Origin of the sequence: Klebsiella oxytoca, assembly GCF_009707385.1 — a bacterium.
GTDB classification, from domain to species: domain Bacteria; phylum Pseudomonadota; class Gammaproteobacteria; order Enterobacterales; family Enterobacteriaceae; genus Klebsiella; species Klebsiella oxytoca_C.
Map to the genome: position 1 here is coordinate 269,044 of NZ_CP046115.1, position 22,732 is coordinate 291,775.

At 53.6% G+C, this 22,732-nt stretch carries 18 protein-coding genes and 1 riboswitch; of the genes, 8 read left to right on the plus strand and 10 right to left on the minus strand.

Annotated features, from left to right (window positions below):
- The first annotated feature begins 42 nt into the window (after nt 1-42).
- The 7 genes from rplK (at nt 43) to dcuB (ending at nt 12,921) form a co-directional block, all read left to right on the plus strand.
- Nucleotides 43-471: a 50S ribosomal protein L11 gene (gene rplK / locus GJ746_RS01290; protein WP_004097640.1), complete on the plus strand. Its 429-nt coding sequence runs from the start codon at nt 43-45 to the stop codon at nt 469-471.
- Between the two features lie 3 nt (nt 472-474).
- Nucleotides 475-1,179 (plus strand): 50S ribosomal protein L1, encoded by a 705-nt coding sequence (gene rplA, locus GJ746_RS01295; RefSeq protein ID WP_154678586.1) that lies wholly within the window; start codon nt 475-477, stop codon nt 1,177-1,179.
- A 415-nt stretch (nt 1,180-1,594) separates the two neighbouring features.
- Complete coding sequence (gene rplJ, locus GJ746_RS01300) at nt 1,595-2,092, plus strand: 50S ribosomal protein L10 (RefSeq protein WP_004097644.1); 498 nt, start codon at nt 1,595-1,597, stop codon at nt 2,090-2,092.
- A gap of 66 nt (nt 2,093-2,158) precedes the next feature.
- A complete protein-coding gene (gene rplL, locus GJ746_RS01305; protein WP_012133812.1) occupies nt 2,159-2,524 on the plus strand; it encodes a 50S ribosomal protein L7/L12 in 366 nt (121 codons plus the stop codon).
- A gap of 325 nt (nt 2,525-2,849) precedes the next feature.
- On the plus strand, nt 2,850-6,878 hold the full coding sequence (rpoB, locus tag GJ746_RS01310) for a DNA-directed RNA polymerase subunit beta (RefSeq protein ID WP_154678587.1): 4,029 nt from the start codon (nt 2,850-2,852) through the stop codon (nt 6,876-6,878).
- A 76-nt stretch (nt 6,879-6,954) separates the two neighbouring features.
- Nucleotides 6,955-11,178 (plus strand): DNA-directed RNA polymerase subunit beta', encoded by a 4,224-nt coding sequence (gene rpoC / locus GJ746_RS01315; RefSeq protein ID WP_154678588.1) that lies wholly within the window; start codon nt 6,955-6,957, stop codon nt 11,176-11,178.
- A 402-nt stretch (nt 11,179-11,580) separates the two neighbouring features.
- Entirely contained in the window at nt 11,581-12,921 is a 1,341-nt protein-coding gene (dcuB, locus tag GJ746_RS01320) for an anaerobic C4-dicarboxylate transporter DcuB (RefSeq protein WP_154678589.1), read from the plus strand.
- Between the two features lie 43 nt (nt 12,922-12,964).
- Here the strand turns inward: dcuB and GJ746_RS01325 are convergent, their stop codons facing one another.
- From GJ746_RS01325 to rsd, 10 genes are all read right to left on the minus strand, one after another.
- Nucleotides 12,965-13,282, minus strand: coding sequence for a PTS lactose/cellobiose transporter subunit IIA (locus tag GJ746_RS01325; RefSeq protein ID WP_154678590.1), 318 nt, complete (start codon nt 13,280-13,282; stop codon nt 12,965-12,967).
- A gap of 3 nt (nt 13,283-13,285) precedes the next feature.
- Nucleotides 13,286-13,591: a PTS sugar transporter subunit IIB gene (locus GJ746_RS01330; RefSeq protein WP_154678591.1), complete on the minus strand. Its 306-nt coding sequence runs from the start codon at nt 13,589-13,591 to the stop codon at nt 13,286-13,288.
- 172 nt (nt 13,592-13,763) lie between these two features.
- Nucleotides 13,764-15,296 (minus strand): sensor domain-containing diguanylate cyclase, encoded by a 1,533-nt coding sequence (locus GJ746_RS01335; protein WP_154678592.1) that lies wholly within the window; start codon nt 15,294-15,296, stop codon nt 13,764-13,766.
- Nucleotides 15,297-15,614: 318 nt separating this feature from the next.
- Nucleotides 15,615-16,748 carry a 2-iminoacetate synthase ThiH gene (gene thiH, locus GJ746_RS01340; RefSeq protein ID WP_154678593.1) on the minus strand — a complete coding sequence of 378 codons (1,134 nt, stop codon included), beginning with the start codon at nt 16,746-16,748 and terminating at the stop codon, nt 15,615-15,617.
- The gene (gene thiG / locus GJ746_RS01345) at nt 16,745-17,515 is read right to left on the minus strand and encodes a thiazole synthase (protein ID WP_154678594.1); all 771 of its coding nucleotides are present in this window, start codon (nt 17,513-17,515) and stop codon (nt 16,745-16,747) included. Before thiG ends, thiH begins: the two co-directional genes overlap by 4 nt.
- 1 nt (nt 17,516) lies before the next feature.
- A complete protein-coding gene (gene thiS, locus GJ746_RS01350) occupies nt 17,517-17,717 on the minus strand; it encodes a sulfur carrier protein ThiS (protein ID WP_154678595.1) in 201 nt (66 codons plus the stop codon).
- Nucleotides 17,701-18,456: a HesA/MoeB/ThiF family protein gene (locus tag GJ746_RS01355; RefSeq protein WP_154678596.1), complete on the minus strand. Its 756-nt coding sequence runs from the start codon at nt 18,454-18,456 to the stop codon at nt 17,701-17,703. Before GJ746_RS01355 ends, thiS begins: the two co-directional genes overlap by 17 nt.
- The gene (gene thiE, locus GJ746_RS01360; protein WP_154678597.1) at nt 18,449-19,084 is read right to left on the minus strand and encodes a thiamine phosphate synthase; all 636 of its coding nucleotides are present in this window, start codon (nt 19,082-19,084) and stop codon (nt 18,449-18,451) included. Before thiE ends, GJ746_RS01355 begins: the two co-directional genes overlap by 8 nt.
- On the minus strand, nt 19,084-20,979 hold the full coding sequence (gene thiC / locus GJ746_RS01365; RefSeq protein ID WP_154678598.1) for a phosphomethylpyrimidine synthase ThiC: 1,896 nt from the start codon (nt 20,977-20,979) through the stop codon (nt 19,084-19,086). Before thiC ends, thiE begins: the two co-directional genes overlap by 1 nt.
- A gap of 85 nt (nt 20,980-21,064) precedes the next feature.
- Nucleotides 21,065-21,178: riboswitch (TPP riboswitch) on the minus strand.
- A 54-nt stretch (nt 21,179-21,232) separates the two neighbouring features.
- Nucleotides 21,233-21,730, minus strand: coding sequence for a sigma D regulator (gene rsd / locus GJ746_RS01370; protein WP_154678599.1), 498 nt, complete (start codon nt 21,728-21,730; stop codon nt 21,233-21,235).
- 95 nt (nt 21,731-21,825) lie between these two features.
- On the opposite strand from rsd, the gene nudC reads away from it, so the two are divergent.
- On the plus strand, nt 21,826-22,599 hold the full coding sequence (gene nudC / locus GJ746_RS01375; RefSeq protein WP_154678600.1) for an NAD(+) diphosphatase: 774 nt from the start codon (nt 21,826-21,828) through the stop codon (nt 22,597-22,599).
- Nucleotides 22,600-22,732: the final 133 nt, after the last annotated feature.

The window sequence follows — 22,732 nt, forward strand, 5'->3', positions numbered from 1 at the left end:
GGAGCCTTTTTAAAGGCGTTACACCCAAACGAGGAAATTTAAATGGCTAAGAAAGTACAAGCCTACGTCAAGCTGCAGGTTGCAGCTGGTATGGCAAACCCGAGTCCGCCGGTTGGTCCAGCACTGGGTCAGCAGGGTGTGAACATCATGGAATTCTGCAAAGCGTTCAACGCCAAAACTGAATCCCTGGAAAAAGGTCTGCCGATCCCGGTTGTTATTACCGTTTATGCTGACCGTTCTTTCACCTTCGTTACCAAAACCCCGCCGGCAGCAGTTCTGCTGAAAAAAGCGGCTGGTATCAAGTCTGGTTCCGGTAAGCCGAACAAAGACAAAGTTGGTAAAATTTCCCGCGCTCAGCTGCAGGAAATCGCGCAGACCAAAGCTGCCGACATGACTGGTTCCGACATTGAAGCGATGACTCGCTCCATTGAAGGTACTGCACGTTCCATGGGCCTGGTAGTGGAGGACTAAGAAATGGCTAAACTGACCAAGCGCATGTCCGTGATCCGTGACAAAGTTGATTCGACCAAACAATACGACATCAACGAAGCCATCGCTCTGCTGAAAGAACTGGCTACTGCTAAGTTCGTTGAAAGCGTTGATGTTGCCGTTAACCTCGGCATCGACGCTCGTAAATCTGACCAGAACGTTCGTGGTGCAACCGTACTGCCGCACGGTACTGGCCGTTCAGTTCGCGTAGCCGTATTTGCCCAGGGCCCGAACGCTGAAGCAGCTAAAGCTGCTGGCGCCGAGCTGGTAGGTATGGAAGATCTGGCTGACCAGATCAAAAAAGGCGAAATGAACTTTGACGTTGTTATTGCTTCTCCGGATGCAATGCGCGTTGTTGGCCAGCTGGGCCAGGTTCTGGGTCCACGCGGCCTGATGCCAAACCCGAAAGTTGGTACTGTAACTCCGAACGTTGCTGAAGCGGTTAAGAACGCTAAAGCAGGTCAGGTTCGTTACCGTAACGACAAAAACGGCATCATCCACACCACCATCGGTAAAGTGGATTTTGAATCTGATAAACTGAAAGAAAACCTGGAAGCTCTGCTGGTTGCGCTGAAAAAAGCTAAACCGACTCAGGCTAAAGGCGTGTACATCAAGAAAATCAGTATCTCCACCACCATGGGTGCTGGCGTTGCCGTTGATCAGGCTGGTCTGAGCGCTTCTGCGAACTAAGATTAGCTTTACGTGGGCGGTGGATTTGTCTACAATCTTACCCCCACGTATTCTGCTTATAGCAGACGTATAGCCGAGATATTCAGGCTGTGGCAAGGCGACAACTGAGTGAATCACCTGGAGCATAGTTAACTATGTGACTGGTGTGAACGAAGGCAGTCAAGGCCGCCACAGAGTGAATAGCGACGGATAGACAAGATTTGTTCGTTGGAGCCTGGCCTATCCAGGCCTCCGTCGAAGACCGCAGGTGTTTCGCAAGAGACTTAATCCCCTGCGTAGACGGTGACAGAACGCTAAGATTATTTTTGGATACTCTGGCTTGTTTCTGCTCACCGTATTAAGACGCTCTTCTCTTTGAGTTGAGTGAAGTGAGTTCCGGAGCACGAGCTCTGGCAAACATCCAGGAGCAAAGCTAATGGCTTTAAATCTTCAAGACAAACAAGCGATTGTTGCTGAAGTCAGCGAAGTAGCCAAAGGCGCGCTGTCTGCAGTAGTTGCGGATTCCCGTGGCGTAACTGTAGATAAAATGACTGAACTGCGTAAAGCAGGTCGTGAAGCTGGCGTATACATGCGTGTTGTTCGTAACACCCTGCTGCGCCGCGTCGTTGAAGGTACTCCTTTCGAGTGCCTGAAAGACACGTTTGTTGGTCCGACCCTGATTGCATACTCTATGGAACACCCGGGCGCAGCTGCTCGTCTGTTCAAAGAGTTCGCGAAAGCGAATGCAAAATTTGAGGTCAAAGCCGCAGCCTTTGAAGGTGAGCTGATCCCGGCGTCGCAAATCGACCGCCTGGCGACTCTGCCGACCTACGAAGAAGCAATTGCACGCCTGATGGCAACCATGAAAGAAGCTTCGGCTGGCAAACTGGTTCGCACTCTGGCTGCTGTACGCGATGCGAAAGAAGCTGCTTAATTGCAGTTATCTTTATCAAGCATCTGCTTACGTATAAACTTATTCTGATATTCAGGAACAATTTAAATGTCTATCACTAAAGATCAAATCATTGAAGCAGTATCCGCTATGTCCGTAATGGACGTTGTTGAGCTGATCTCTGCAATGGAAGAAAAATTCGGTGTTTCCGCTGCTGCTGCTGTAGCTGTAGCTGCTGGCCCGGTTGAAGCTGCTGAAGAAAAAACTGAATTCGACGTAATTCTGAAAGCTGCTGGCGCGAACAAAGTTGCTGTTATCAAAGCAGTTCGTGGCGCAACTGGCCTGGGTCTGAAAGAAGCTAAAGACCTGGTAGAATCTGCTCCGGCTGCTCTGAAAGAAGGCGTGAGCAAAGATGACGCTGAAGCACTGAAAAAATCTCTGGAAGAAGCTGGCGCTGAAGTTGAAGTTAAATAAGCCAACCTTTCCGGTTGCAGCTTGAGTAATCAGGCTGATGGCTGGTGACTTTTTAGTCACCAGCCTTTTTGCGCTGTAAGGCGCCAGTAGCATTTCACACTGTTTGACTACTGGTTGTCCTGACAATGCTTGTTTCTATAGACGACTTAATATACTGCGACAGGTTGGGGTTCCTGAGCTGTGTAAATCGCAATGAAATGGTTTAAGCGTGATAGAAACAGGTATTGCGGAAAGTGTTCCATTTTCCGGTCAACAAAATAGTGTTGCATAAAAAACTGCCTGATGTGGGCAGATGGGTCGACTTGTCAGCGAGCTGAGGAACCCTATGGTTTACTCCTATACCGAGAAAAAACGTATTCGTAAGGATTTTGGTAAACGTCCGCAGGTTCTGGACATACCTTATCTCCTTTCTATCCAGCTTGACTCGTTTCAGAAGTTCATCGAGCAAGATCCTGAAGGGCAGTATGGTCTGGAAGCAGCTTTCCGTTCCGTATTCCCGATTAAGAGCTACAGCGGTAATTCTGAGCTGCAGTACGTCAGCTACCGTCTGGGCGAACCGGTTTTTGACGTTAAAGAATGTCAGATCCGTGGCGTGACCTACTCGGCACCGCTGCGCGTCAAACTGCGTCTGGTGATCTACGAGCGCGAAGCGCCGGAAGGCACCGTTAAAGACATTAAAGAACAAGAAGTCTACATGGGCGAAATCCCGCTCATGACCGACAACGGTACCTTTGTTATCAACGGTACCGAGCGCGTTATCGTTTCTCAGCTGCACCGTAGCCCGGGCGTCTTCTTTGACAGTGACAAAGGTAAGACCCACTCTTCCGGTAAGGTTCTGTATAACGCACGTATCATTCCTTACCGTGGCTCTTGGCTTGACTTCGAATTCGACCCGAAAGACAACCTGTTTGTCCGTATCGACCGTCGTCGTAAGCTGCCGGCTACTATCATCCTGCGCGCGCTGAACTACACCACTGAGCAGATCCTTGACCTGTTCTTCGAAAAAGTGGTCTTCGAAATTCGCGATAACAAGCTGCAGATGGAACTGATACCGGAGCGTCTGCGCGGCGAAACCGCCTCCTTCGATATCGAAGCGAACGGTAAAGTGTACGTTGAGAAAGGCCGCCGTATTACTGCGCGCCACATTCGCCAGCTGGAAAAAGACGATATCAAACATATCGAAGTTCCGGTTGAGTACATCGCTGGCAAAGTTGCCTCTAAAGACTATGTTGACGAATCTACCGGCGAGCTGATCTGCCCGGCGAACATGGAGCTGAGCCTGGATCTGCTGGCCAAGCTGAGCCAGTCTGGCCATAAGCGTATCGAAACGCTGTTCACCAACGATCTGGACCACGGTCCGTACATCTCTGAGACTGTACGCGTCGACCCGACCAACGATCGTCTGAGCGCGCTGGTAGAAATCTACCGCATGATGCGTCCTGGTGAGCCGCCGACTCGTGAAGCCGCTGAAAGCCTGTTCGAGAATCTGTTCTTCTCCGAAGACCGCTACGATCTGTCCGCGGTTGGTCGTATGAAGTTCAACCGTTCTCTGCTGCGCGACGAAATCGAAGGTTCCGGTATCCTGAGCAAAGAAGACATCATCGAAGTGATGAAGAAGCTCATTGATATCCGTAACGGTAAAGGCGAAGTCGATGATATCGACCACCTCGGCAACCGTCGTATCCGTTCCGTTGGCGAAATGGCGGAAAACCAGTTCCGCGTTGGCCTGGTTCGCGTAGAGCGTGCGGTGAAAGAGCGTCTGTCTCTGGGCGATCTGGATACCCTGATGCCTCAGGATATGATCAACGCCAAGCCGATTTCTGCAGCAGTGAAAGAGTTCTTTGGTTCCAGCCAGCTGTCTCAGTTTATGGACCAGAACAACCCGCTGTCTGAGATTACGCACAAACGTCGTATCTCTGCACTCGGCCCGGGCGGTCTGACCCGTGAGCGCGCAGGCTTTGAAGTTCGAGACGTACACCCGACCCACTACGGTCGCGTATGCCCAATCGAAACGCCTGAAGGTCCGAACATCGGTCTGATCAACTCCCTGTCCGTGTACGCACAGACTAACGAATATGGTTTCCTTGAGACGCCGTATCGTAAAGTGACCGACGGTGTTGTGACCGACGAAATTCATTACCTGTCTGCTATCGAAGAAGGTAACTACGTCATCGCTCAGGCGAACTCCAACCTGGATGACGAAGGCCACTTTGTAGAAGATCTGGTTACCTGCCGTAGTAAAGGCGAATCCAGCTTGTTCAGCCGCGACCAGGTTGACTACATGGACGTATCCACCCAGCAGGTGGTTTCCGTCGGTGCGTCCCTGATCCCGTTCCTGGAACACGATGACGCCAACCGTGCATTGATGGGTGCGAACATGCAACGTCAGGCGGTTCCGACTCTGCGCGCTGATAAGCCGCTGGTTGGTACCGGTATGGAACGTGCTGTTGCCGTTGACTCCGGTGTTACTGCGGTCGCTAAACGTGGCGGTACCGTTCAGTACGTGGATGCTTCCCGTATCGTTATCAAAGTTAACGAAGACGAGATGTACCCGGGCGAAGCAGGTATCGACATCTATAACCTGACCAAGTACACCCGTTCTAACCAGAACACCTGCATCAACCAGATGCCGTGTGTCTCCCTGGGCGAGCCGATTGAGCGCGGTGACGTGCTGGCCGACGGCCCGTCTACCGACCTCGGTGAACTGGCGCTCGGTCAGAACATGCGCGTCGCGTTCATGCCGTGGAACGGTTACAACTTCGAAGACTCCATCCTCGTTTCCGAGCGTGTTGTCCAGGAAGACCGTTTTACCACCATCCACATTCAGGAACTGGCGTGCGTGTCCCGTGACACTAAGCTGGGGCCGGAAGAGATCACCGCTGATATCCCGAACGTGGGTGAAGCCGCGCTCTCTAAACTGGATGAATCCGGTATCGTTTATATCGGTGCGGAAGTAACCGGTGGCGATATTCTGGTTGGTAAGGTTACGCCGAAAGGTGAAACCCAGCTGACGCCGGAAGAGAAACTGCTGCGTGCGATCTTCGGTGAGAAAGCGTCTGACGTTAAAGACTCTTCTCTGCGCGTGCCAAACGGTGTTTCCGGTACCATTATCGACGTTCAGGTCTTTACCCGCGATGGCGTAGAAAAAGACAAACGTGCGCTGGAAATCGAAGAGATGCAGCTCAAACAGGCGAAGAAAGACCTGTCTGAAGAACTGCAGATCCTTGAAGCTGGCCTGTTTGGTCGTATCTACGCGGTGCTGGTCTCCGGCGGTATCGAAGCTGAGAAGCTCGACAAGCTGCCGCGCGATCGCTGGCTGGAACTCGGCCTGACCGACGAAGAGAAACAAAATCAGCTGGAACAGCTGGCTGAGCAGTACGACGAACTGAAACACGAGTTCGAGAAAAAACTCGAAGCGAAACGCCGCAAAATCACCCAGGGCGACGATCTGGCACCGGGCGTGCTGAAGATTGTTAAAGTGTATCTGGCCGTTAAACGTCAGATTCAGCCTGGTGACAAAATGGCAGGCCGTCACGGTAACAAGGGTGTTATCTCTAAGATCAACCCGATCGAAGATATGCCTTACGATGAAAACGGCACGCCGGTAGACATCGTACTGAACCCGCTGGGCGTACCGTCTCGTATGAACATCGGTCAGATCCTGGAAACTCACCTGGGTATGGCTGCGAAAGGCATCGGCGAGAAAATTAACGCCATGCTGAAGCAGCAGCAGGAAGTCGCCAAACTGCGCGAGTTCATCCAGCGTGCCTACGATCTGGGTACCGACGTTCGTCAGAAGGTGGATCTGAATACCTTCACTGACGAAGAAGTTATGCGTCTCGCTGAAAACCTGAAAAAAGGTATGCCGATCGCAACGCCGGTCTTCGACGGTGCGAAAGAGTCTGAAATCAAGGAGCTGTTACAGCTTGGTGGCCTGCCGACTTCCGGCCAGATCACCCTGTTCGACGGTCGTACCGGTGAGCAGTTCGAGCGCCAGGTTACCGTTGGCTACATGTACATGCTGAAACTGAACCACTTGGTTGATGACAAAATGCATGCGCGTTCTACCGGTTCTTACAGCCTGGTTACTCAGCAGCCGCTGGGTGGTAAGGCGCAGTTCGGTGGTCAGCGCTTCGGGGAGATGGAAGTGTGGGCGCTGGAAGCATATGGCGCAGCATACACCCTGCAGGAAATGCTCACCGTTAAGTCTGATGACGTGAATGGCCGTACTAAGATGTATAAGAACATCGTGGATGGCAACCATCAGATGGAACCGGGCATGCCGGAATCCTTCAACGTACTGTTGAAAGAGATTCGCTCGCTGGGCATCAACATCGAACTGGAAGACGAGTAACTCTCGCTCAAACAGGTCACTGGTGCCGGGGTAAGACCCGGCGCCAGATTGTGCTAACTCCGACGGGAGCAAATCCGTGAAAGACTTATTAAAGTTTCTGAAAGCGCAAACTAAAACCGAAGAGTTTGATGCGATCAAAATTGCTCTGGCATCGCCAGACATGATCCGTTCATGGTCTTTTGGTGAAGTTAAAAAGCCGGAAACCATTAACTACCGTACGTTCAAGCCTGAGCGTGACGGCCTTTTCTGCGCGCGTATTTTCGGGCCAGTAAAAGATTACGAGTGCCTGTGCGGTAAGTACAAGCGCCTGAAACACCGTGGTGTGATCTGTGAGAAGTGCGGCGTTGAAGTGACCCAGACTAAAGTGCGCCGTGAGCGTATGGGCCACATCGAGCTGGCGTCTCCGACCGCTCATATCTGGTTCCTGAAGTCTCTGCCGTCCCGTATCGGCCTGCTGCTCGATATGCCGCTGCGCGATATCGAACGCGTGCTGTACTTCGAATCCTATGTGGTTATCGAAGGCGGTATGACCAACCTGGAACGCCAGCAGATCCTGACTGAAGAACAGTATCTGGACGCGCTGGAAGAGTTCGGCGACGAATTTGACGCGAAGATGGGTGCGGAAGCTATTCAGGCCCTGCTGAAGAGCATGGATCTGGAGCAAGAGTGTGAAACTCTGCGCGAAGAGCTGAACGAAACCAACTCCGAAACCAAGCGTAAAAAGCTGACCAAGCGCATTAAGCTGCTGGAAGCATTTGTTCAGTCTGGCAACAAGCCGGAGTGGATGATCCTGACCGTTCTGCCGGTTCTGCCGCCAGATCTGCGTCCGCTGGTTCCGCTGGATGGCGGTCGTTTTGCGACTTCTGACCTGAACGATTTGTATCGTCGCGTCATTAACCGTAACAACCGTCTGAAACGTCTGCTGGATCTGGCTGCGCCGGACATCATCGTACGCAACGAAAAACGTATGCTGCAGGAAGCGGTCGACGCCCTGCTGGATAACGGTCGTCGCGGCCGTGCGATCACCGGCTCTAACAAACGTCCTCTGAAATCTTTGGCCGATATGATCAAAGGTAAGCAGGGTCGTTTCCGTCAGAACCTGCTCGGTAAGCGTGTTGACTACTCCGGTCGTTCTGTAATCACCGTAGGTCCATACCTGCGTCTGCATCAGTGCGGTCTGCCGAAGAAAATGGCGCTGGAGCTGTTCAAACCGTTCATCTACGGCAAGCTGGAACTGCGTGGCCTGGCCACCACCATCAAAGCCGCGAAGAAAATGGTTGAGCGCGAAGAAGCCGTCGTCTGGGATATCCTGGATGAAGTTATCCGCGAACACCCGGTACTGCTGAACCGTGCGCCAACCCTGCACCGTTTGGGTATCCAGGCATTCGAACCGGTACTGATCGAAGGTAAAGCTATCCAGCTGCACCCGCTGGTTTGTGCGGCATATAACGCCGACTTCGATGGTGACCAGATGGCTGTTCACGTACCGCTGACGCTGGAAGCCCAGCTGGAAGCGCGTGCGCTAATGATGTCTACCAACAACATCCTGTCTCCAGCGAACGGTGAACCAATCATCGTTCCTTCTCAGGACGTTGTACTGGGTCTGTACTACATGACCCGTGACTGTGTTAACGCCAAAGGCGAAGGCATGGTGCTGACTGGCCCGAAAGAAGCTGAGCGTATTTATCGCGCAGGCCTGGCCTCTCTGCATGCGCGCGTAAAAGTGCGTATCACTGAATACGAAAAAGATGCTAACGGCGAGTTCGTTGCGAAAACCAGCCTGATAGATACGACCATTGGTCGTGCCATTCTGTGGATGATCGTGCCGAAGGGTCTGCCTTACTCCATCGTCAACCAGGCGCTGGGTAAGAAAGCAATCTCTAAGATGCTGAATACCTGCTACCGTATTCTGGGCCTGAAACCGACCGTTATTTTTGCGGACCAGACGATGTACACCGGCTTTGCTTATGCAGCGCGTTCAGGTGCATCCGTTGGTATCGATGACATGGTCATCCCGGAGAAAAAATACGAAATCATCAGCGAAGCGGAAGCTGAAGTTGCTGAGATTCAGGAACAGTTCCAGTCCGGTCTGGTTACCGCTGGCGAACGCTATAACAAAGTTATCGATATCTGGGCTGCGGCGAACGATCGTGTATCCAAAGCGATGATGGACAACCTGCAAACTGAAACCGTTATTAACCGTAACGGCGAAGAAGAGCAGCAGGTCTCCTTCAACAGCATCTACATGATGGCCGACTCCGGTGCGCGTGGTTCTGCTGCACAGATTCGTCAGCTTGCCGGTATGCGTGGTCTGATGGCGAAGCCGGATGGCTCCATCATCGAAACGCCGATCACCGCGAACTTCCGTGAAGGTCTGAACGTACTCCAGTACTTCATCTCCACCCACGGTGCGCGTAAAGGTCTGGCGGATACCGCACTGAAAACAGCGAACTCCGGTTACCTGACTCGTCGTCTGGTTGACGTTGCACAGGACCTGGTCGTCACTGAAGACGACTGCGGCACCCTGGAAGGCATCACCATGACGCCGGTTATCGAAGGTGGCGACGTTAAAGAGCCGCTGCGCGATCGCGTACTGGGTCGTGTGACTGCTGAAGACGTTCTGAAGCCGGGTACGGCGGATATTCTGGTTCCTCGCAACACGCTGCTGCACGAGCACTGGTGTGACCTGCTGGAAGAGAACTCCGTTGACTCCGTCAAAGTGCGTTCCGTTGTATCCTGTGACACCGACTTTGGTGTATGTGCGCACTGCTATGGTCGTGACCTGGCGCGTGGCCATATCATCAACAAAGGTGAAGCCATCGGCGTTATCGCGGCACAGTCCATCGGTGAGCCGGGTACACAGCTGACGATGCGTACGTTCCACATCGGTGGTGCGGCATCGCGTGCGGCTGCTGAATCCAGCATCCAGGTGAAAAACAAAGGTAGCATCCGTCTGAGCAATGCGAAGTCGGTTGTTAACTCCAGCGGTAAACTGGTTATTACTTCTCGTAATACCGAGCTGAAGCTGATCGACGAATTCGGCCGTACCAAAGAGAGCTATAAAGTGCCTTACGGCTCCGTTATGGCGAAAGGTGATGGCGAGCAGGTTGCCGGCGGTGAAACCGTAGCAAACTGGGATCCGCACACCATGCCGGTTATCACCGAAGTGAGTGGTTTCGTCCGCTTCACTGACATGATTGACGGCCAGACCATTACTCGTCAGACCGACGAGCTGACCGGTCTGTCTTCTCTGGTGGTTCTGGATTCTGCAGAGCGTACCACTGGCGGTAAAGACCTGCGTCCGGCGCTGAAAATCGTTGATGCTCAGGGCAATGACGTTCTGATCCCTGGCACCGATATGCCTGCGCAGTACTTCCTGCCGGGTAAAGCGATTGTTCAGCTGGAAGATGGCGTCCAGATCAGTTCTGGTGACACCCTGGCGCGTGTACCGCAGGAATCCGGCGGTACCAAGGACATCACCGGTGGTCTGCCGCGCGTTGCCGACCTGTTCGAAGCACGTCGTCCGAAAGAGCCGGCAATCCTGGCTGAAATCAGCGGCATCATTTCCTTCGGTAAAGAAACCAAAGGGAAACGTCGTCTGGTTATCACTCCGGTAGACGGTAGCGATCCGTACGAAGAGATGATTCCGAAATGGCGTCAGCTCAACGTGTTTGAAGGTGAACGTGTAGAACGTGGTGACGTGGTTTCCGACGGTCCGGAAGCGCCGCACGACATTCTGCGTCTGCGTGGTGTTCATGCTGTGACTCGTTACATCGTTAACGAAGTTCAGGACGTATACCGTCTGCAGGGCGTTAAGATTAACGATAAGCACATTGAAGTTATCGTTCGTCAGATGCTGCGTAAAGCCACCATCGAAAGCGCGGGTAGTTCCGACTTCCTGGAAGGCGAACAGGTTGAATACTCTCGCGTCAAGATTGCTAACCGCGATCTGGAAGCGAACGGCAAAGTGGGCGCAACGTTCTCCCGCGATCTGCTGGGTATCACCAAAGCGTCTCTGGCAACCGAATCGTTCATCTCTGCCGCATCGTTCCAGGAGACCACACGTGTCCTGACCGAAGCAGCCGTTGCGGGTAAACGCGACGAACTGCGCGGCCTGAAAGAGAACGTTATCGTGGGTCGTCTGATCCCGGCTGGTACCGGCTATGCGTACCACCAGGATCGTATGCGCCGCCGCGCGGCTGGCGAACTGCCGGCTGCACCGCAGGTCAGCGTGGAAGAAGCTTCTGCGAACCTGGCAGAACTGCTGAACGCAGGTCTGGGCGGTTCTGACAACGATTAATCGTTGATTCGCTAAGCGCTTAAAAAGCCAGTCAGGTCATCTGACTGGCTTTTTTATTGCCTGCTATTTGTTATTTGTCTCATCTACCTTTCTATTACATTTTATTGATGTAATTGCCTCAATTAATTATCAAATAAACCATTCTTATTAGTTATTTATTTTCATTTAAGATTTTCGTCATCAATCAAAGGGTGAAAATCCTACATGTATCAAAAAATAAGCACCGCAAACGCTATATAGTCAAAAAACTAAAATAATCATGTGATTACTTTCCCGGTTCTTTTCGGTTTACCGCAACCGAGGGGATTGTTACGCCTGTCAAAAAGGCGCTGGATGAGGAGAGCTAATAAAAACAAAGCGGAGAGTATTGTCGATATTTAATGGATAGCTTCTGGGGGATGTATGGAGTTTGCTATACAACTTATCATTATCTTAATTTGTTTGTTCTATGGCGCGAAAAAGGGCGGCATTGCGCTCGGCCTTTTAGGCGGTATTGGATTAGTTATTTTAGTTTTTGTTTTTCATCTTCAACCGGGAAAACCACCTGTCGATGTCATGCTGGTGATTATCGCGGTGGTGGCCGCGTCGGCGACGCTGCAGGCCTCCGGTGGTTTAGATGTGATGCTGCAGATTGCCGAGAAACTTCTGCGGCGTAACCCAAAATATGTCTCGATCGTGGCACCTTTCGTCACCTGTACGCTGACGATTCTGTGCGGTACCGGTCACGTGGTCTATACCATCCTGCCAATTATCTACGATGTCGCCATCAAAAATAATATCCGCCCGGAACGTCCTATGGCGGCGAGCTCTATCGGCGCGCAGATGGGCATCATCGCCAGTCCGGTTTCCGTGGCGGTGGTCTCGCTGGTGGCGATGCTCGGCAATTTTACCTTTAACGGTAAGCATCTTGAGTTTCTCGATCTGCTGGCGATAACCATTCCGTCCACGCTGCTGGGGATTCTGGCCATTGGTATCTTCAGCTGGTTTCGCGGTAAAGAACTCGATAAAGACGAAGCCTTCCAGGCCTTTATTGCGGTGCCTGAAAACCATCACTACGTTTATGGCGACACGGCCACGCTGCTGGATAAGAAGCTACCGACCAGTAACTGGATTGCGATGTGGATTTTTCTGGCCTCGATAGCGGTTGTTGCCTTGCTTGGCGCCTTCTCTGAACTGCGTCCGACATTCGACGGTAAGCCGCTTTCAATGGTGCTGGTGATCCAGATGTTCATGCTGCTTTCCGGGGCGCTTATCATCATCATTACCAAAACCAATCCGGCCTCTATTTCTAAAAATGAGGTTTTCCGCTCGGGGATGATCGCCATCGTGGCGGTGTACGGAATTGCGTGGATGGCGGAGACCATGTTCGGCGCGCATATGGCCGAAATTAAAGGCGTCCTGGGAGAGATGGTGAAGGAGTACCCGTGGGCCTATGCCATCGTTCTGCTGCTGGTGTCGAAGTTTGTTAACTCCCAGGCGGCTGCCCTGGCGGCGATAGTGCCGGTGGCGCTGGCGATTGGCGTTGACCCGGCCTATATCGTCGCTTCTGCGCCGGCCTGTTACGGTTATTACATTCTCCCGACTTACCCAAGCGATCTGGCGGCGATTCAGTTCGACCGTTCAGGTACCACGCATATCGGCCGCTTTGTCATTAACCACAGTTTCATTCTGCCAGGACTTATTGGCGTTAGCGTCTCTTGTGTCTTTGGCTGGATATTTGCGGCAATGTACGGATTTCTCTGAGAGGATACAGGCGCCGGTAGCGGCGCCTGTTAACTGCCTGGAATTATTGAGCGAGTGGAATACGGCGGTATAGCTCAATCATGTCGGTGGCCAGATCCTGAATGACCATCGCGTTCATCAGGTGATCCTGAGAGTGAACGGTGATCAGGTTAACCGGAAGCTTGCCGCTGCCTTCATCCAGGCCAATGAGCTGGGTCTGGATTTTATGCGCATGCTTTACGAATTCGTGGGATTCCGCCATTGACTGTTCGGCGGCAGCAAAATCGCCTTTACGCGCCAGCTGCAGCGCGGTTAAAGCAGCGCTGCGCGCTGAACCGGCGTTAACCAGCAGCTCCATGATGATCGTTTCTAAGTCTTCCATCTCTTACTCCATCAGCTTCAGGGCTTTATCAAGCACGGCATCGCCTTTCATCATGCCGTAATCCATCATATCGATAACGGCGACCTTTTTACCCAGCGGGTCGGCCAGCGCCTGTAGCTTGGCCTGCTCATACTTCACCTGAGGACCGAGCAGGATAATATCGGCAGCAGCAAGATTATCTTTAAATTCGGCAACCGGTACGGCTTTGATAGAAACTTCTACACCTTTTTGTTGCGCAGCGGCCTGCATACGTTGAACCAGCATGCTGGTGGACATACCTGCGGCGCAGCATAAAACGATATTCTTCATAGTTCTTGGCCCTTATGTTCCTTGATGTACCATCTTTATCGCGGGCCGGAGGACGGAACAACCGCTTTACGGTGATTGTGTGTAAGTCATCACAAAATAATGAAACCGGTTTCGGTTTGATGACCGAAAACGACAAAAGCCCGGCCTGCCGGGCCTGCAGAAGCGGGTACCATTAAGTACGAACGATCCGATTCTTGCCCTGCTGTTTGGCTTTATAGAGCGCTTCATCAACGCTCACGACGAGCTGCTCCAGAGGCTCCATATTCCATTCTCCCAGTCCCGCACTAAAGGTTACCGACAATCCTTCTTCACGCCAGGAGCGCTGTGCGACGCTCACTCGCCAGCTTTCCAGCAGCATTAAAGCGTTATCAATATGTTCATCGGCGAATATCACCGCGAATTCTTCACCACCGTAGCGGTAAAGTGAAATCTGCAGCGGTTGCAGGATCTGCAGTCCTTCACGGGCGACGTTACGCAGAACGATATCGCCATTAAGATGACCCCAGGTGTCGTTTATTTTTTTGAAGTTATCAATATCAACTAACGCGAGAGAGAAAGGCTGATGATCGTTCATCAGGGCGGCGATATCGCTATCGAAGGCGCGCCGGTTTTTGCAGCCGGTTAGCGCATCAATGGTGGCCTGGCGAACGTAGGTTAATTCACGCTGTTTGTTGCTCTCGATGGCTTTACTGAGCATGGCTTCCAGGCGCGGGGCGCGTTTAACATCACCGGTCTTAATGGCATTGATAATGTTCATCAACACGGTACGCGAGGCATGACGCAGATATAGCCCGAACAGCACGATGACGATAGCGGCCAGGGCAAAACTCCAGGCGACAATATCTGTTTCATGGCGAGTTAAGTTGATTAGCGTCGAGTTATCAACGCGATAAATAATAAACCAGTCGGGATTAGTAAAAGAATAGTAATAATACCAGACGTCTTTCTCTTCATCATAAAGCTGGCCTTCGCCGCTGGTCATTCCATCCATTAGTGTACTGCTAACGTAGGGCTTAAATAACGCGCCAGGATCGGGATGGAGAACAACTTTGCCATCTCGTTGTACAACAAAAAACTCGCCCTGCATTGGGGCGACCATCTGGCGTAACGCATAGCCCATCGACGTCAGATCGAGATGAAACGCGAGGCTGCCTTTCAGGCGACCTGTCGGGGAGATAACCGGTTTATACAGGGTAATGGTCGGATGATGCGTGAAGTAATCGATATAGGGAGTCGTGTAGAGACTAAAGGTACTGGCTTCCGCCTGCTTAATAAACCAGGGACGTGATTTGGCATCAAAGGATTTACTGTCTTCGGTTTCCAGAACCTCAGGCGCGCGCAGATAGTGTCCGTCGGTATCGGCCAGCGAAATTGACGACACGCTCTGCATCATATTTTGCAGCTGCATTAACAGCATGAGGCCTTTTTCAGGATTGACGTTAACCGCATTGTTTAGCTCGTCATCACGCGCAAAGAAAGTGGCCGCGCGGGTGAGGATGAAGTCATTGCCCCGTAGCAGCGTCTCCGTATAGTTTGTTGCCATGTTGTGAGTGAAGTTGCGGTTAATATGGTGATAATCTTCAAGAAAATCTTTCCTTTGCGTCATCGTGGTGAACACCGCGATGAGTAAGAAACTGAATAAAATTCCCGCAAATCCGATCACAATCGGCGTGGTGAAAGAGAGCTTTCTGTTATGACGAGCCATGAGTCGTAATCGTTCCAGAAGAGTTAAACCGTGGATAAGGTCGCACGTTTAGCCAGCATGCCTGCTGAGCGATTCAGATAAAACTCCGGTAATTATAACCCTGACGATGTGATATGGACTGATTAATATTCGATTTTAATGGAATTACCCTATCGGAAAAGAGGGGGAGCAGGGCGAAAGTGAGGAAGAGCTATCCTTCGCCCTGGACAGCGTCCACTGCTGTCCAGGGCAGAATAGAGAAACGAAAATTGAACAACAATCCCCCGTTTCTCTTATTACGATCGTACTCGTAGAACTTTTAAAACGTTACATTGATCATCATGACGTCTGTGAAACGCGTCCCAGCCAGCTATCCCAATCCTTCCATACCGGCTGTAGCCCGCTGGCCACCAGCGCGCTGGCCACCTCTTCCGGGCGACGGTCATCGTGAGGCGCAAACTGCTCCAGCTCCGGATGATTATCGGCGTAACCGCCCGGCTGGGTTTTTGAAAATGCGCTGACGTTATTTATGGCCAGCGGGATAACCCGATCGCGGAACCAGGGAGATTCTCGGGTGGACAGCGAGAGCTCCACTTCCGGCGCCAGCAGGCGGAAAGCGCAGATGGTTTGTACCAGCTGCCGTTCATCCATTAAGGAGGCGGGTTCGATACCGCCAGCGCAAGGGCGCAGTCGCGGAAAGGAAATGGAGTAGCGGCTGCGCCAGTAGCGCTGCTGGAGCCACAGCAGGTGCTCCGCCACCATAAAACAATCCACGCGCCAGCTATCGGAAAGGCCGATTAACGCGCCAAGGCCAATTTTATCAATCCCCGCCTGTCCAAGCCTGTCCGGCGTATCCAGCCGCCAGAAGAAATCCTGTTTTTTCCCTTTCAGATGATGTTTCGCATAGATGCTTTCATGATAGGTCTCCTGATACACCATCACCCCGTCGAGGCCGAGCGTTTTCAGCTCGGCGTACTCCTCTGTTGCCAGCGGCTGGACCTCCATATGCAATGACGCGAACTGGCGGCGAATAGCTGGAAGATGTTGGCGAAAGTAGTCCATGCCGACTTTGCCCTGATGTTCGCCGGTCACCAGCAGCAGATGCTCGAAACCCATTTCGCGAATTGCCGCGCATTCACGGGCAATTTCTGTCTCATCCAGAGTTTTGCGCTTGATACGGTTACTCATTGAGAAGCCGCAGTAGGTGCAGTCGTTGGCGCACAGATTTGAGAGATACAGCGGGACATAAAAGCTGACGGTATTGCCAAAACGCTGGCGAGTCAGGCGCTGAGCGCGCTGCGCCAGAGGCTCGAGATAACCTGCGGCGGCAGGGGAGAGGAGCGCCATCATATCGTCGCGGCTAAGCTGTTTTGCCGCCAGAGCGCGCTCAACGTCAGCGGCGGTTTTACCGTTAATGCGCAGGCGAATATCGTCCCAGTCCAGCTGTCGCCAACGGTCAGTGAAGGTGTTCATACCTGCGCCTCCAGAAAGTCGGTCAGCGGGCTGGTGGCCTGCGCCTGGGCGCTGCGCGCGCCCGGCCCGGCCTGTCGCGCCAGTAATCCGGCATCAATCGCCAGCCGGAAAGCCCGGGCCATGGCTACCGGGTCGTCGGCAACGGCGATGGCGGTATTCACCAGAACCGCGTCAGCGCCCATTTCCAGCGCCTGCGCCGCGTGGCTCGGCACGCCGATACCGGCATCCACGACCACCGGCACCGTGGCCTGCTCGATAATAATCTCCAGCATCGCTTTGGTTTCCAGCCCCTGATTGGAACCGATAGGCGCGCCGAGCGGCATCACCGCCGCGCAGCCCGCTTCTTCCAGGCGTTTGCACAGTACAGGATCGGCGCCGCAGTAGGGCAGCACCACGAAATCCTCCCGAACCAGAATTTCGGCCGCTTTCAGCGTTTCGATTGGGTCAGGTAGCAGCCAGCGGGCGTCGGGATGGATTTCCAGTTTCAGCCAATGGGTGCCCAGCGCCTCCCGCGCCAGACGGGCGGCAAATACCGCCTCTTCCGCCGTTTTGGCGCCGGATGTATTTGGCAGCAGGCTAACGCCAGCCGCCAGCAGCGGCGCGAGGATAGCGTCATTATGCTGACGGAGATCGACGCGCTTCATCGCCAGCGTTACCAGCTGACTGCCGGAAGCGCGAATAGCCTCCACCATAACGTCGGGGGCGGCGAATTTACCAGTGCCGGTGAAAAGATGTGATTCAAACGTTTTATCCGCAATGCGTAACATGTCAGCCTCCAGCGATAACCTGAAAAAGCAGGATCTGGTCGCCTTCCTGCAAGAGATGAGCTTCCCACCGTTCGCGCGGCAGGATGTGTTGATTGAGCGCCAGCGCGACGCCCGGCTGCTGCTGTTCCAGCTGCGTGAGCAGGTCGGCGACGGAAGTCGCTTCGGCGCACTGCAACGGTTCATCGTTAAGCCATACCTGCATGCTGCCCTCCGCATACCGGACAGCCCTGAGCCCGCTGGAGCGCGAGCGTGCGCCAGCTGCTGGTACGGGCATCGAACAGGCGCAGCGTGTTACGCGGCGTTGCCATACCGCTAAGCAGTTTGATCGCTTCCAGCGCCTGAAGGGTACCCATCATCCCGACCACCGGGCCGATAATGCCCGCCGTACGGCAGTTGCGTTCTGGTTCACTCGCGTCTGGCCACAGACAGCGGTAGCAGCCCTGTTCCCACGGCGGCGTCAGCACCATCAGCTGGCCTCCCAGTCCGACGGCGCTGGCGGTAATAAGCGGCGTTTCAAGCGCGACGCAGGCGGCGTTGATCGCCTGCCGGGTCACCATGTTATCGGTGCAATCCAGTACCACATCGGCCTTCGTTACTTCATCCAGCAGGTTTTTTCCGCTTAAGCGTTGTTTCAGCGCAATCAGTTCAATCTGCGGGTTGAGGCGAGCCAGCCTCGCTCTGGCGGCGGTGGTTTTGGGCTGAGCGATATCATCGCTGGTGAACAGAATTTGCCGCTGCAGATTGCTGACGTGCACGTCGTCGTCGTCGGCCAGCGTCAGCGTGCCGACCCCGGCTCCGGCCAGATAGAGCGCAGCAGGGGAACCCAGCCCGCCGAGACCAACGATCAACACCCGGCTGGCCAGCAGCTTTTGCTGGCCTTCAATGGCGATATCCTCCAGCAGCAGCTGGCGGCTATAGCGCATAAAATCGCTGTCATTCATCACCCGCTCCCGCTATCCCGAGCAACTGTGCCGTGGCCTGCCGCCAGTCGGTAGCCTGAGTAATGGCGCTGACTACCGCAATACTGCCGACGCCGGTTGCCAGAACCGCCGGAGCGCGCTCAAGGCTGATTCCGCCAATCGCCACGGTGGGATAATCGCCCAGGCGCTGAATATGCTGCGCCAGCTGTTCCAGCCCCTGGGGAGCGGAAGGCATCTGCTTGGTTTGCGTCGGAAAAACGTGGCCGAGAGCGATGTAAGAAGGACGAGCCGCCAGCGCGATATCAATTTCCATATCGTCGTGAGTGGAAACACCAAGGCGCAGCCCGGCGTTACGGATGGCGCTAAGGTCAGTGGTTTCCAGATCTTCCTGGCCTAAATGCACGCCGTAAGCCTGATGTTTAATAGCCAGCCGCCAGTAATCATTGATAAACAGTCGCGCATCATATTTGCGTCCCAGGGCGATAGCGGCGGCCACATCCTCTTCGACTTCACTATCGCGTTTATCCTTAATGCGCAGCTGGATGGTGCGAACGCCCGCAGCCAGCAAGCGTTCGATCCACGTTACGCTATCGACGACCGGATAGAGTCCTAAACGGAATGGGACGGGTGGAAAATCGGGTTGATACATCAGGCTTCCTCCTTACGTAGATAGATTTCACTGCCGCGGGCGCGAAAGTTATCCGCCATATCGGCCATCCCCACTTCGATGGTCTGCACGGCGGCGTAGTTGCGAACTTCCTGGCTTATCTTCATTGAGCAAAATTTGGGGCCGCACATGGAGCAGAAGTGGGCCACTTTGCCGGACTCCTGCGGCAGGGTTTCGTCGTGGTAAGCGCGAGCGGTGAACGGATCGAGCGCCAGGTTAAACTGGTCTTCCCAGCGGAACTCGAAGCGTGCTTTCGACATGGCGTTATCGCGGATCTGCGCGCCGGGATGACCTTTGGCGAGGTCGGCAGCGTGGGCGGCAATTTTGTAAGTAATCAGGCCCTGCTTAACGTCTTCTTTATTCGGCAGGCCGAGGTGCTCTTTCGGCGTCACGTAGCAGAGCATCGCACAGCCGAACCAGCCGATCATGGCTGCGCCAATACCCGAGGTGAAATGGTCGTACCCCGGTGCAATATCGGTAGTTAGCGGACCTAAGGTATAGAAAGGCGCTTCGTGGCAGTGCTCCAGCTCTTCGGTCATATTGCGCTGAATCATCTGCATCGGCACATGGCCCGGGCCTTCGATCATCACCTGCACGTCATACTCCCAGGCGATTTTGGTTAGCTCGCCCAGCGTATGCAGTTCGGCAAACTGCGCTTCGTCGTTGGCATCCTGAATCGAGCCGGGACGCAGGCCATCACCTAATGAGAGCGAAACGTCATAGGCGGCGCAGATTTCGCAGATCTCACGAAAATGTTGATAGAGAAAGTTCTCTTTATGATGGGACAAGCACCATTTCGCCATGATGGAACCGCCGCGGGATACAATACCTGTCAGGCGCCGGGCGGTCATCGGCACATAGCGCAGCAGCACGCCGGCGTGAATGGTGAAGTAGTCGACCCCTTGTTCAGCCTGTTCCAGCAGCGTGTCGCGGAAGGATTCCCAGGTGAGATCTTCGGCGATCCCGTTGACCTTTTCTAACGCCTGGTAGATCGGCACGGTGCCGATCGGTACCGGACTATTGCGCAGGATCCACTCGCGGGTCTCGTGAATATAGCGGCCGGTAGAAAGGTCCATTACCGTATCCGCTCCCCAGCGCGTCGCCCACACCAGTTTCTCGACCTCTTCCTCAATCGACGAGGTGACCGCCGAGTTGCCGATATTGGCGTTAACCTTCACCAGGAAGTTGCGGCCAATAATCATCGGCTCAGATTCCGGATGATTAATATTGGCCGGAATAATCGCGCGCCCGGCGGCGACTTCAGCGCGTACAAATTCCGGGGTGATATTTTCCGGCAGTCGTGCGCCAAAGCCGACGCCCGGATGCTGCTGGCGCAGCACTTTGCCACGAATACGCTCGCGGCCCATATTCTCGCGAATAGCGATGAATTCCATCTCCGGCGTGACAATTCCCTGACGGGCGTAGTGCAGTTGAGTCACGCATTTACCGGCGATAGCGCGTCTGGGCGTTAACAGGCCGGTAAAGCGCAGCTCGTTGAGGCCCTCATCCGTCAGCCGCTGTTTGGTATACGCCGAACTGCGATCGCTGAGCTCTTCGCAGTCGCGACGCGCCTCAATCCACGGCAGGCGTAGTTTTGTCAGGCCCTGCTGAACGTTAATCGCGATATGCGGGTCGCCGTACGGGCCGGACGTGTCATAGACAGGAATGGCCTCGTTAGCTTCGTGCTGAGGATTATCTTTGCTGCCGCCGATAAGCGTCGGGCTCAGCTGAATTTCGCGCATCGGTACGCGAATATCTTCTTGCGAACCATGGATATAGATGCGCTGTGAATTGGGAAACGCGGTACCTTCCAGCGTGTCGATAAAGCGCTGAGCGTGTTCACGTTGCTCTCGACGCGTGAGTTTTGTTGTAGACATAGCTCATTCCGGTTAAACAGGATATGGCTTGCCAGACGACGGATGGAGTAACAGATGCGATCGGCCCTGAACAGGCTGATGCTAAATGCAGTTTACTCTTGTTCCCTTCGCAGGTATTAGCCTGATCAGGTTCCGCGGATCCCGAATTAACGGTCTCAGCCTTTTCCAGTGTGGAAAATAGGCACTCCGACAAGATGACATTCCCTCTCAGAAAGGGGGAATGTATGTAAACTACGCGTTAATGGCTCACAACTCAAGCGGTCGGCGCGATATTGTCGCTGATGCTATCTTTGCGACTATGGGCTACGGCGAGGGCGATCAGTTTGTCTTCCAGCGCAAAGCGCGCTTCCAGCGCTTCACCGATATCTGACAGCGCCTGCTGGAACTCAAGGTAGTTATCGTGATCGATGGCGTTTTCGAGGCAGGAGTCGTAATAATCCATAATCTGCTGGGTATTAGCCTGCAGCTGTGGATAAATCTTAGTCGCGGCTAAAAGTGGCGTATCGCCTTCCAATTCGCCGATAAAGCGTTCATAAATACTAAAATGGCCGGAGGAAAGGTAGTCCACCAGGCTTTGACAAAAATCATCCAGCGCTTTCTCATTAAGCCGCATAAATGATTCTTTGCCGGGCTTCAGGCCAACCAGGTTGTAGTAAGCCACGAGCAAATGCTTACGTACTTGTAGCCAGCGATCGACCAGTTTATTGCTGCCTCCAACACGTTCCGTCAGGTTTTCCAGCTGGTTTAACATGGTTGACTCCGCAAGTTTTTAAGAGAAACACGTTGCTCACCAAAATGTAAATTTAATGTTAAAAGTGCCAGTAAAATGAAGGTAGTGCAATAGATATGGATCGTATTATTGAAAAATTAGATCGCGGCTGGTGGATTGTCAGCCACGAACAGAAATTATGGTTACCTGGTGGGGAATTACCATATGGCGAAGCGGTAAATTTTAATCTTGCGGGACAACCCGGGCTGCGGATAGGGGAATGGCAGGGCGAACCGGTATGGCTGGTGCGTCAGGATCGTCGGCATGACATGGGATCGCTGCGCCAGGTGCTCGATCAGGATGCTGGTCTTTTCCAACTGGCGGGTCGAGGGATCCAGCTGGCGGAATTCTACCGTTCGCATAAATTCTGCGGCTACTGCGGGCATCCGATGCATCCCAGTAAAACCGAGTGGGCGATGCTGTGCAGCCATTGCCGCGAACGCTACTACCCGCAAATCGCACCGTGCATTATCGTCGCCATCCGCCGGGATGACACCATTCTGCTGGCGCAGCATACGCGCCATCGTAACGGCGTGCACACGGTGCTGGCCGGGTTTGTCGAGGTCGGAGAGACCCTGGAGCAGACCGTGGCCCGCGAGGTGATGGAGGAGAGCGGTATTAAGGTGAAAAACCTGCGCTACGTGACCTCCCAGCCCTGGCCGTTCCCGCAATCGCTGATGACCGCGTTTATGGCCGAGTACGATAGCGGCGAGATTGTCATCGACAAGAAAGAGCTGCTGGAGGCGGGATGGTATCGCTATGACGATCTGCCGCTTCTGCCGCCGCCGGGCACCGTGGCGCGCCGGCTGATTGAAGATACCGTGGCGATGTGTCGGGCAGAGTATGAGTGACATGTTACATACACTTTATCCTTCAAATTGCCTCTTTGTTGGCTGTTTTAACGTACCTCAACCACTTACTTGAGTAAGCTCCCGGGGTTCATTCAATTGCCGCCTCGATCCACTTTGAATGATTTTGTGTATA